Here is a 10,882-nt window from a genome sequence, read left to right on the forward strand (position 1 = left end):
GTTTCTCCTTCCGTCCTTGTTTGGCCGTTCATTCCATATCTAAGATAGGACTTTGTAGTGACCGTTCCCCTTGCCATCCGGGTTTTGACCGCGCCTCGATACCGGACCGATCAGTGCCCGCTTCATCAACGTAGCAGCCCAAATTGGCCCCTTCGCGCAAATCACCCCATGATAATGCAGGAAATCTGCGTGTTTCAGCCGAAAACCCGGAATCTTGCAGTGGCGTGCAGGGCCGTCATTTTTGAACCGCACCCCGACGAACCGGCCGTCGCCATCGCACGCCACGATCGGCTGGAAGCCGTATTTGTCGTAATGGGCGTCGAACAGACGCAATTGCTGGCCACCTTGCACGGCATCAAGACGCTGATCAGCCAGAAGCGACGGGTGTTACTGACGGCCCGCAAGCTGGTGCAAGAAAAGTCCATTGCCATCGAGGATGACATTCGGGGGATGCCGCGCAATTTTGGGCTCAAGGTCGGCGTCGTCAATACCGTTGGCTTCGAGACACGGATCCGCGAGTTGGTGGAAGACATGCCGGACTTGGCCAGCATCATGTTGCCGCTGCTGCTGGTTCGTCAAAAGCTGCGCGGGCCCTCATGACCTTGCATCGTCAGTTGCTGGCGGTCATTCGGGATGAACGGCTTGCCGGCGTGTGACGACAATTCCCGGCATCGGTCCAGTGGTCGCGCTGGCCTACAACATCAGCACCATCGATGTTCCGGCTCGCTTCAGGAATCCAAGGCCGGTTTCGGCCCTGCCCTGGATTAACGCCTCGTCAATCGGGTGAAAGCGATCGTGTCGGTCGCATCTCGCGCTGCGGTGATGCTCTGATGAGAGCGCTGCTGTATGAAGCCGTACAATCGCTGCTGACGCGGGTGCAGAAATGGTTGTGGCTGAAAGGGCGATGAATGTCGCCAAATGCCGTGGTTTGCAAAGAGCCGTCGTGGCCCGGGCGCGAAAACTATCAGTAATCATGCATCGGATCTGGAGTGATGGCTCGGAGTTCCAGTATACGAAAGAGACTGCGGCGGCAGCCTGAGCATTCTGGATCGGAGAGGCAACCAAGTTCCGCCTGGTCATCCGCGACGGCTCCGCTCGAGGATATTGGCGCGCTCATATTCGGCGATGACGCCCTAAACCTGGAGCAAAAGTATCATCCTCTGCCGTGCCACCAATGGGGCGGTTCAGGAAGACGATCTCCACACCGGCACGACGGAACTCGTCGATTAGCGGCGCCTGATGGGCGTAGCGGCGGGCGAGTCGATCGGGAGCATTGACGTAGAGACGCTCGACGTGGCCACTGGCAACTGCATCCCTTAGCCGCTCCAGCGCTGGGCGAAGTAGAACCGAACCACTGTAGCCGTCATCCAGATAGCTGTGACCTGGCTCAAGCACGAAGCCATCGGTGGCAATGCGTCCCTGCAACGCAATGACCTGACTGGAATCGTGTTGTCGAGCGTCTGGGCCTCGCTGAATGCCCGTGCATAGAGCGCACATCGAGTCTCGGTCATTGCTTACCTCCCGATTTCGCTGTCACGTCCGTCACCTTCGATGAAAGGTCCGGGCGACGTTCCGGCCGCCGGCTCGTGCGCTGGATCGTCGGCAAAAAGGCGGGCATAGGCCTCGAGCAGATGTTGGGTGCCGGTTCTTGTCGCTTCGAACCACCTGCACGCGCAGCACAGGGCGATCCATGCGCCGGACCATGTGCGCCTCCATAGGCCGGCTCGCAGCTGGGCCGTCGATAGCGTAAATCCTGTGGCGGCTCTGATTCGCCCGCGACAAATCGACTCGCATTCCGACCACCACGATCCTCAACAAGCTGCCGCCTACGGCTTGGACGCTCGATGCGCACCGACCACTCAAAGGCAAACTTGGCAACATTGTACAGCGGTTCACGACCCAGCGGCGGGGCAGGAGGAACGGCAGGTCGAGTGGCACTCTATATCGCGCCGGGCAAGCCAATGACGTTGTTGCCACGCTCGTTGCGCGCACCGCCTTGGCGAACCTGCAGCTCAGCTCGAAGCCCTGACCGCCCACCCCACGAGCGAGGAGGAGACAAGCCGGACAGACCAAGCAGCATGATGTGGTGCCCCTCGATCCGGGAGTAAGAAGGATCATCCTCGCCACGCTACTCGCCGAAGCGTTCGATGCCTGCAGGGAAGCGACTACAGGCGTCGCGCCCGTCGAGCAAGAGTGGCGTCGCCCTAGAAAAACTGTTATTATCGGCTTCTCAACGCCGTTGTACCATTGGGCGCGGTCGCCGCGGGAACGCTGCGAGTAGCAGGCAATTTATGCCGCCCTTCGAGGCCAAGATCACAGCCATGGTCGCGCAATCCGATCGGTCGCCGACCGCCGGTCAAAACGGCAGGGCTATCGCATATGGAAATTCGCCGTTCCGATGTACTTGCCGGCTTCGAATCCAAACCGAGAACAAAGCAGAATCGGATCGCGAAGGGACGCATTGGAGTCCAAATTCGCGCGTTACGGAAATACTTCGAGCTCCAGCGTCTATTCTCATATGCGATTCCCCTGGTCAAAACGGGGGGAGCCGCAGCCCGGAATTGGGGTCGTGGTGCGCAAACAGCCAAGAATGCAGATTTTCTGCGAGACCGACGGGTCTTCGCGCAAAAACAGCCTTTTGAGGCGTGCTAGGAAGGCATAACCACTAGGCAGGAGAGAATGCCTGGTCCAGCAACCCCGGAGTGAAGGACGACCACGAGATGAATTATGAGAAACCTTTCCTTCCCGCTGAGTTTGCACGCCGTGTTTACGACGTCAAGGAACGCATGGAACGAGCAGGACTGGATCTGCTAATCTGCCAAGATCCGGCGAATATGTATTGGCTGACTGGCTTTGACGGCGCTTCATTCTACGTACCTCAAGCGGTCTTGGTGCACCTCCAATCGGACATGCCGATCTGGTTCGGACGGCTCGTTGATGTAAATTCCGCTCATATTACGACAGATTTATCCGCTGAGAACATAGTATCGTTTTCCGATAAGCGGCTTCACCATCCTGTGCTGCATCCCTTCGATGACCTTTGCAGCCTGATCGATTCACGTGGATGGGGATCTGATCGCGTCGGTGTTGAGCTCAACGCGCACTACTACACTGCACGGGCGCACCAACACCTTGTTAAAGGCCTTCCGAATGCAAAGTTCGCCGATAGCCGCGAACTAGTTAATTGGGCCAGACTCGTTAAATCGGAGGCCGAACTCGTCTATATGAGAGAAGCGGGCCAGATGGTCAGCAACACAATGCGGAAGGCAATTGCAACCCTGAAGCCAGGGGTTCCGCAACACGAAGTTGTTGCCGAGGTATTTGGGTCTCAGATACGAGGACTCGACGGAAAATATGGCGACTATAGCGGTTTCCCTCTTATCCAAACTGGCGAACAGACCAACGCCCCGCACCTCAGTTGGACCGATGAACCCTTACCAACGTCTGGCTTGGTTTTAATGGAGTTTGGCGCAACGCGACGGCGCTATTGTGCGCCGTTGTGCCGTACCATTCACATTGGAAAGCCACCTGAAGAGGTCACGCGTCTCGCGAACGTCATAGTTGAAGGTGTTCATGCCGCGCTCGATATGGCGAAACCAGGGGTCGTTGTCGAAGAGGTCAATGCCGTCTGGCTGAGTATTCTTGAGCGCAATGGGTATAGCAAGATAGGCCGCTCCGGCTACTCAATCGGCCTCAACTATCCGCCGGACTGGGGCGAACGTACGGTTAGTATTCGCTCGGACGAGAGGACTGTTCTTCAAGCCGGCATGTGCTTTCATTTCCAATCAGGGGTCCGGCTCCATGACTTCGGGGCCGCAATATCAGAGTCATTTGTCGTCACCGAAAGCGGTGGTGAACGGCTGGCCAATGTCGATCGCCGCTTGATAGTCGTGGAATAGCTCGTGGCTCTTTCGGTTCAACGCTCACCGCCAGTTGGCCGAGCGTGATCATTGGCTCTCCGCAGCATGAGCAGCGATGCGCCACCGCAAGGTGCTAGGCGGCGACAGCGGCGCTTTCGGCGTCCGGTTCGAGATCGTTCTGCTGCGATCCGGCCAGCAGCCCGTGGCACAGGTCGAGCTTGGCGGCGCGATTACCGTCGGCGAGGAAGCCGTAGTGGCGGATGCGATGGAAATCGTCAGGCAGCGTGTGCAGGAGCGTCCCTGACCGCGGTAATGACGACCACTCCTGCTCGCCATGCCTGCTCTGGGACGCTGTGCGGGTCATGGTGCGCCTATTGAAGCAGGCTAATGCCTTGGCCGGTGGCGCCGGCCTGGAATGGCGCGATCATTGCCGCGCGGCCAAGAAGCGCGCCCGCAAGATCCAGTTCACACGCGGCCGACCCGACCGCGTCCAACTCTACCGTGAACTGATAGGCCAAGGTCGCGCAGGCGATCGCGATCTGCTGTCGCTCCGGTCGTGCATGAGTGCCGAGGTCACAGTGCTGTCCAGCCGCACGACCGCACCATCTTCCAGTTTTGGCTGGCGGGCATTCGACAGCAGCGCCCGATTGATCTCTTCCCAGGTCTCGGGCCGGATCGCGCTGATCGCCTTTTGCAGCACCGACTTCCGCGGGCTCCAGGACCACGGCAGGCGGGCACAGGCCCGGAACGATGCCGAGTCCTCCAGATGAAATGCCAGCTCCTGATAGGTCAACTGCCGGTATTGCTTGAGAAGCGCGCAACGCAAGACCGCTTCAGCAGGTAGGCCTTGCCGTCCGGTGGCCCTGACGCCGTGCCGACCCAAATCTCGCGCCATCAAGCCAAGCAGATCGCGGCGCTCGTCCAGCCAGTGCGACCATCGCCTTCAGTTCGTGGCCGATCTCGTGCGCGGCGAAAAGATCGAATATGCTGGCTTGGACGTTGCGTTCTTGTCGCATTGTCGGCTCCGGCGGTTGCAGATTGTGCTTTGGAATCAGTGGCATGAAACCAAAGTGTACCTGAAACCGCCGGGCCTTGCCTTCGCAAAATCTCGATTTAGGCAATAACATCAATGGTTTGGCGTTTACGGACTGAAACTAGTCTAGCTTGAAGTTCCAAGGCATGAGCATTTCGATTTCGGCGGCGGGCCAGCTTTGAGCGATTCGGGTCAAGGTCTGGGAGAGCCAGGAGAGCGGATCAACGGCATTCATTTTGGCCGTTTGCAGCAGTGCCGCCACGGTCGCCCAAGTTCGTCTACCGCCCTCGCTGCCGGCAAATAGGCTGTTTCACGAGTAATGTCTGGGGCCTGATGGCGCGCTCGACGATGTTGGAGTCGATTTCGATGCGACCGCCCGTGAGAAAGCGTTCCAGCGCCTCGCGCCGAGTGAGCGCGTAGCGGATCGCCTCGGCAGTTTTGGATTTTCCGGAGACCTTGCCCAGTTCCTTTTCCCACTGCTCGAAGAGGCTCGTGACGCGGACTTTTCCTAACGCAGCGCAGCGCGGCTATCGGCATCCTTGCCGCGGACCTCGTCCTCGACCTCACACGGTTTGCTCATGGCTGTGACCGAAGCCGTCGCGCCCTGCGAGATCCCACTGATATGCAGTTCGTAAAATTTGCGCCGCAGATGCGCCCAACATCCTGCGAGTTTGATCGTTTCGTTGCTGCCGGATTTGGCACGCGCCTTGAGCAGGTTGGTACAGGCCGAGTAGCCATCCACCTGCAGGATGCCATTGAATCCGGCGAGATGGCGCGCCACGCAATCCGCACCCCTGCTGTCTTCAAAGCGATAGGCAACCATCGGCGGACTGGTGCCGCCGAACGGTCGATCATCGCGCGCATAGGCCCATAGCCAAGCGTGGTCTTCCCGGACCCCGGGGCAAGCGTGGGCAAGGACGTCTCATCGGCAAAGACCCTTTCGCCCTCCTTGATGCGCTCCAGGATGTAATCAGCAAGCATCTGCAGCTCGAAGCCCAGATGCCCCCATCCACTGCGCCATCAGCGATCGGCTGAGTTCGACGCCATCACGCAGATAGATCGCCTCCTGCCGGTAAAGCCGAAGGCCATCGGCGTATTTCGACACGGCGATATAGGCAAGCAGCCGCTCTGTCGGCAGGCCGCTTTCGATGATGTGCGTCGGCGCCAGTGCCTGGACCACGCCGTCCCGATCCCGGAAGGCATATTTGGGACGGCGCGTCACGATGACCCGGAACTTCGGCGGCACGACGTCCAGCCGCTCGGACCGATTCTCGCCGATCAGAACCTTTTCCAGCCCTGCGCAGTCGGCTGGGATTTCCGGTTTGACAACTTCCTCGATGCGTTCGAGATGAGCGGCAAAGCCCTTGCGCGGACGCGCGGCACGCTTCGGCTTGTCCTTGACCGCCTGATCGAGTTCGCTCTAAATCGCGGAAAGGCCAGTCTCGACCTCTTCGAAGGCAAAGGAAGCCTGCTCGTCGTTGATTGACAGGCGCAGCCGTTCGGAACGCTTGCCGTAGTGCGCGCGCTCCAGCACCTTCACGATCGACGTGAGGTTGGCGATCCGCTCGTTGGCGCTTCTCTCGACGGCCATCAGCCGGGCGACCTCCGCCGTCGCTGCTGCAAGCTGAGCTTCGTTTGCAGCCTGCTCGCTGGCCATCGCAAGGATCATCGCCTTCAGCGTCTCGACGTCGTCCGGCAGATCGGGAGCAGGCAAACCATGCGGGAAGGAGAGCACAAAAACAGCCGCTTTCCCAACCATTACAGCCAATGATCCATCTTGCCGCAGGCCCCCGCTGCCGTCCCACCACACGATGCGAACACGGTCCGCTCGCTTCGAGCGGAACACGTGAAGCGCTCCAGAGAACGGGTCGAGACTGCCATCCTCACCAGAGCCATCAACGATGCGGCTCCCTTGCGGAAGTCGACCGGCTGGCACGACACGTAAACGACAACTCCTGAGGCGATCATGCCTTGCGCACCGCGCGCATGATCTTGACCAGACGATCGGGATCAACATCGCCGCCGACGCGCACCACCACATCGCCGACGACGATTTCCACCATCTCACTGCCCACCGCTTCAAAGCGCGTGAACCTGACCGGCTTGACCTGCCCCCCTGTCAGCGGCGACACCGCTCCAGACGCCAGCGCCTTGCGACGCCACGCATAGACCTGCGAAGGGTCCAGTCCGTGAGAGCGGGCCATCGCCGAAACATTGCTCCCCGGCGCCAACGCCTCCCCAACAAGCCGCGCCTTGTCCTCGTCCGACCAATGACGCAGCTTACGTCGCGACCGCAACGGCTCCGCCGTCAAAACCTCGAAGCTTCGATAATGAGTCACACTGTCGCTCATAGGATTCTCCGCATGATTCATGCAGAAAATGAGCCAGCAATGGTCCCAAAGCTACGTGGGATGGCCTGCCCACTTACAGAAAACCATCCACAAACTGGCCGTTACCTGCAATTTCGAAATCTGCAGATCGGCCAGTTCCTATGGGATATCAGCAGCTTCCGATTTCTTCACGGTCGACGGTGTAGCGGCCGAAATAGGCCAGCACTGCTTCGGCCCGCCGAACGGCGGCTTGGCGTAGACGCCCCATTGACGGCGACGAGTCTCGGCAAGCAAGCAGTCGAAGGCATCAGGCTTTGGCAGGAAGTGAGATCGCCGAAGAACGATTTGCACCACGCAGTCATCAATGGTCGTCCGATGCGGGCGCTTGTCGGCGGCGCTATTCGTCAATTGGCAAAGAAAACGATGCCTTAATCCGATCCATTGCGACCATTGTCTTAACTGCCTTTATGTCGGGTTGTTCGTGAAAAAAGCGTCGTGTAAATGCCTCATAATCCGCCATGTCGCGCGCAGAAACTACGAGAACGAAATCGGCGTCACCTGTCACATAATATGCACTCATGATCTCAGGCGTGCGCCGAACCGCTTGCTTAAATCGATCAATAATATCTGAGCGATCGCGCTCGAGACTGACCGACACCAGCATGAGCATGGGCCGTCCGACGGCTTCTGGCGAAACTATGGCAACATCAGCCTCAATCACACCGGTATCGCGAAGTCGCTTCAATCGCCGCTGACAAGCGGTAGCCGACAGCCCAGCCAGTTCGCCCAATTCATCTGTCGTAAGGCGATTGTTACGCTGCACAGCGTTGAGAATCTTCAGGTCAATTCGATCCAAATCCATTCATATTCTCTGCAAAAAAACTCGACTCTGAGCAGGAATGCGGCGTCCTGATGCCGATATTAGCCAGATATCCGCACTGAGCAAGGCCTAGAATGAGCAAATTAGGGGCGCTCAGGGTCTGGTGCTGGAGCCGATGAGCGTCACGTCCTCTATGATCTTGCCTATGCGACGCTCCGCCCGAAACAACTGGCTCAAAATGTCTCTCAGTCGATGCCATCTCTCTAAAACTTGTTCCAGATCTGCCTCCTTAGCTGGGCGTAACTAATTAGTCGTCTCAGCCGCTGCTCCATCGAATGTTAGTGACAGATATGAAAAACGATATGCATCCTCTGGATGTTCTTCGACAGGATTACCCAGCAACAATAAACGCCATCTACATGGATGTTGCAAACCAAGGGCTGATCTCAAGAACGACGCTTGCATCTATCGGGCCGCATCTGGACAATCGGCTTCATGGTCGAAACGACGAAGAGCGTATGATGCACCATGTCGAGGGTACCCGCGCCAGGTTCGCGCTATTGATCGGCGCAGTAAAAGAAGAGATTGCTATCACAAAGAACGCATCAGAAGGCATCAATATAATCGCCAACGCTGTCGATTGGAGGCCTGGAGACAATGTTGTTCTGTGCCCGAAACTAGAGCACGCGAACAACATACTGCCTTGGCTTCAGGTCAAGGCCCGCCACAATGTCGAGCTCCGACTGATAGAGCCGGATGCTGGCTCAATTCCAGCTGACGCTCTCGTGAAGGCAATTAACTCTCGCACACGCATTGTCGCGCTTGCCACGGTGACAATGGTACCGGGATTTCGGACAGTGCTGGAGCCAGTCGCAGAAGCATGCAAGCGTTTTGGTGTCTTTCTTTTGGCGGACGGAACGCAATCGGTCGGGATACTCCACACCGATGTTAGCCGACTTGGCGTAGACGGATTAGCGGTTTCGACTGTGAAGGGATTGATGGGTCTTTATGGATCGGGATTTTTGTATTGTCGACAAGAATGGGCCGATAGGCTGAACCCGGCCTACCTTGCCCGTTTCAGCGTAGACTTCGGAAACGCACCTGAATCTGCTCCGGTACCTAGTTCGGTAAAATTGCGCGACGGCGCACCCCGTTTTGATATTGGGCATTACAACTTTCCGGGCATGTTGGCTGCCCACGCATCAATGGGGCAACTACTTGAGATCGGAACCGAAACGATTGAGCGAAGCGTTACATCCCTCGCAAAGCGACTGGCCTCTGGTCTTTTGGAACTTGGGTTGCCGGTCTGTGGCGGACCTCCAGGGAGCCACACCGGAAGTATCGTAGCCCTTGGCGACACAGCCGCTCTATCTGAAGCGCGCACGGTCGATTGCCGTATTCAGTCGCTTCATGATCACTTGTTGGACAATCAGGTGATCGTCTCGATACGCAGAGGCATGCTTCGGCTTTCCCTACATCTATATAACACTGCCGATGAAGTTGATCGCGTGGTCGAACTAGCCAAAAGTTGGTCGAAGTAGCAGCAGGCACTAATACCGCGATAATAGGAGAGCTTATGTCGAATGTATCCGCGCAAACTTTGGCGCTCCTTCGGGAGCTTGTCAAAATCGAGAGCGTCAACCCATTACTTTCCCCAAAGGGAAGTGGAGAAAAGAAAGTTGCTGAGTTCCTTGAGACGTTCTGCCGGGAACGAAACCTCCCATATGAAATTCAGGAAGTGGTGGATGGCCGTCCGAACTTTTTCACCTGGGTGCCAGGACAAGACCCGGACAAGCGCATTCTTTTTATCGCTCATATGGACACCGTACCTGTTGACGAAATCAGGTGGGGGTCAGATCCGTTCTCTGGAGAGCAAAAGGCGGGGCGGATCTATGGTCGAGGTAGTTGCGACACAAAAGGTTCACTTGCAGCTATGATGATCGCCCTTAGCACCCTTGGACAGCGGCAACCAAAAGCCACGGTCGTCGTCGCGGCAAGCATTGATGAGGAGGGCCGTAAACTTGGCGCTCGCGCTATTGCTCAGTCAGGCGTGTCTTATGACGCCGCAGTGGTTGGTGAGTGCACTAACTTGGAGCTGGTGGTGGCTCACATGGGTTCCGTCCGCTGGCAAATCGAAGTTGAGGGCGTGGCCGCTCATAGTTCGAGGCCTTATCTCGGAGTCAATGCGATCACGGGAATGGCAAAGATCATATTGGCGCTTGATGAGCATCATCGGGCCTTGGCGTCACGAGTGCATCCATTGGTGGGCCCTCCGCTGCTAACCGTCGGACTAATCGAAGGAGGGTTAGAACTGACCACTGTGCCGCCATCGTGCCGCATCTGGGTCGATCGACGCCTTATACCAGGAGAGCGGCCGCAGGACGCGCTACAAGAGGTGGAAAACATATTGGAAGCCTTTCGCCAAGGCGAAGATAAAATCAAGGTGCGCTCACTGCTCCCTGCTTTGGAAGATCCTGCTCCAAACAGTGCCGAGTCGAGCAAGATTGCTGCAGTGGCAGCAGCGGCCTGTGCTGACGTAGCCGGAACCGGGAAATACGTAGGAGGGCAGGGCGGCTCGGATGCAAACCAGCTATCATTGGCAGGAATTCCCTGCATCGTTCTCGGACCGGGAAGTACCGATCAGGCCCATACGAACAACGAGTTCGTTGAAATAGATCAGGTAGCTAAGGCGGTCGAAATATACCAGAAGATCATGCTTAGCTACTAGGACGTAGTGACGATTTAAGGATTGGGGATTGAACGAAGCCGCTGACGCGGCATTTGGTGCGGGGGTTTGCGGTTGAGGCTTCTGTTTTGAAGGATTGCGGCTGTTGAAGCG

The 10,882-nt window shown here is 57.5% G+C and carries 6 protein-coding genes and 7 pseudogenes; 5 read left to right on the forward strand and 8 right to left on the reverse strand.

Annotated elements, in window-relative coordinates:
• Positions 1-354: 354 nt before the first annotated feature.
• Positions 355-1,039, forward strand: a pseudogene (locus tag NKH02_RS33135) (transposase); the annotation flags it as partial.
• A 74-nt stretch (positions 1,040-1,113) separates the two neighbouring features.
• Here the strand turns inward: NKH02_RS33135 and NKH02_RS33140 are convergent.
• Positions 1,114-1,425 (reverse strand): recombinase family protein, encoded by a 312-nt coding sequence (locus NKH02_RS33140; RefSeq protein ID WP_352883988.1) that lies wholly within the window; start codon positions 1,423-1,425, stop codon positions 1,114-1,116.
• Positions 1,426-2,720: 1,295 nt separating this feature from the next.
• Here NKH02_RS33140 and NKH02_RS33145 point away from each other — a divergent pair.
• Positions 2,721-3,899 (forward strand): M24 family metallopeptidase, encoded by a 1,179-nt coding sequence (locus NKH02_RS33145; RefSeq protein ID WP_352883989.1) that lies wholly within the window; start codon positions 2,721-2,723, stop codon positions 3,897-3,899.
• Here the strand turns inward: NKH02_RS33145 and NKH02_RS34650 are convergent.
• Positions 3,838-4,224: pseudogene (locus NKH02_RS34650) on the reverse strand (hypothetical protein). The gene NKH02_RS33145 and the pseudogene NKH02_RS34650 overlap by 62 nt on opposite strands.
• Here NKH02_RS34650 and NKH02_RS33155 point away from each other — a divergent pair.
• Positions 4,199-4,372, forward strand: a pseudogene (locus NKH02_RS33155) (ISNCY family transposase); the annotation flags it as partial. The pseudogenes NKH02_RS34650 and NKH02_RS33155 overlap by 26 nt on opposite strands.
• Before the next feature lie 29 nt (positions 4,373-4,401).
• Here NKH02_RS33155 and NKH02_RS33160 read toward each other — a convergent pair.
• From NKH02_RS33160 to NKH02_RS33185, 6 genes and pseudogenes are all read right to left on the reverse strand, one after another.
• A pseudogene (locus NKH02_RS33160) lies at positions 4,402-4,876 on the reverse strand (transposase); the annotation flags it as partial.
• 138 nt (positions 4,877-5,014) lie between these two features.
• A pseudogene (gene tnpC / locus NKH02_RS33165) lies at positions 5,015-6,652 on the reverse strand (IS66 family transposase).
• Between the two features lie 72 nt (positions 6,653-6,724).
• Positions 6,725-6,934 (reverse strand): annotated as a pseudogene (locus tag NKH02_RS33170) (hypothetical protein); the annotation flags it as partial.
• Positions 6,858-7,244 carry a transposase gene (locus NKH02_RS33175; RefSeq protein ID WP_352883992.1) on the reverse strand — a complete coding sequence of 129 codons (387 nt, stop codon included), beginning with the start codon at positions 7,242-7,244 and terminating at the stop codon, positions 6,858-6,860. The pseudogene NKH02_RS33170 and the gene NKH02_RS33175, both read right to left, overlap by 77 nt.
• Before the next feature lie 178 nt (positions 7,245-7,422).
• Positions 7,423-7,564: pseudogene (locus NKH02_RS34655) on the reverse strand (transposase); the annotation flags it as partial.
• A gap of 56 nt (positions 7,565-7,620) precedes the next feature.
• On the reverse strand, positions 7,621-8,085 hold the full coding sequence (locus NKH02_RS33185) for an Lrp/AsnC family transcriptional regulator (protein WP_352883995.1): 465 nt from the start codon (positions 8,083-8,085) through the stop codon (positions 7,621-7,623).
• Positions 8,086-8,378: 293 nt separating this feature from the next.
• Between NKH02_RS33185 and NKH02_RS33190 the strand changes: the two genes are divergently transcribed.
• Both NKH02_RS33190 and NKH02_RS33195 read left to right on the forward strand, forming a co-directional pair.
• A complete protein-coding gene (locus NKH02_RS33190; RefSeq protein WP_352883996.1) occupies positions 8,379-9,584 on the forward strand; it encodes an aminotransferase class V-fold PLP-dependent enzyme in 1,206 nt (401 codons plus the stop codon).
• A 35-nt stretch (positions 9,585-9,619) separates the two neighbouring features.
• Positions 9,620-10,771 (forward strand): M20 family metallopeptidase, encoded by a 1,152-nt coding sequence (locus NKH02_RS33195; protein WP_352883998.1) that lies wholly within the window; start codon positions 9,620-9,622, stop codon positions 10,769-10,771.
• The last annotated feature ends 111 nt before the right edge of the window (positions 10,772-10,882 follow it).

Source organism: Mesorhizobium sp. M1396, assembly GCF_040317725.1.
In the GTDB taxonomy this organism is placed as follows: domain Bacteria; phylum Pseudomonadota; class Alphaproteobacteria; order Rhizobiales; family Rhizobiaceae; genus Mesorhizobium.

Bases quoted from the DNA above. Each gene is read 5' to 3' on its own strand.
- NKH02_RS33145 (WP_352883989.1), top strand. From the start codon at position 2,721: ATGAATTATGAGAAACCTTTCCTTCCCGCTGAGTTTGCACGCCGTGTT.
- NKH02_RS33185 (WP_352883995.1), bottom strand. From the start codon at position 8,085: ATGGATTTGGATCGAATTGACCTGAAGATTCTCAACGCTGTGCAGCGT.
- NKH02_RS33195 (WP_352883998.1), top strand. From the start codon at position 9,620: ATGTCGAATGTATCCGCGCAAACTTTGGCGCTCCTTCGGGAGCTTGTC.
- NKH02_RS33175 (WP_352883992.1), bottom strand. From the start codon at position 7,244: ATGAGCGACAGTGTGACTCATTATCGAAGCTTCGAGGTTTTGACGGCG.
- NKH02_RS33190 (WP_352883996.1), top strand. From the start codon at position 8,379: ATGTTAGTGACAGATATGAAAAACGATATGCATCCTCTGGATGTTCTT.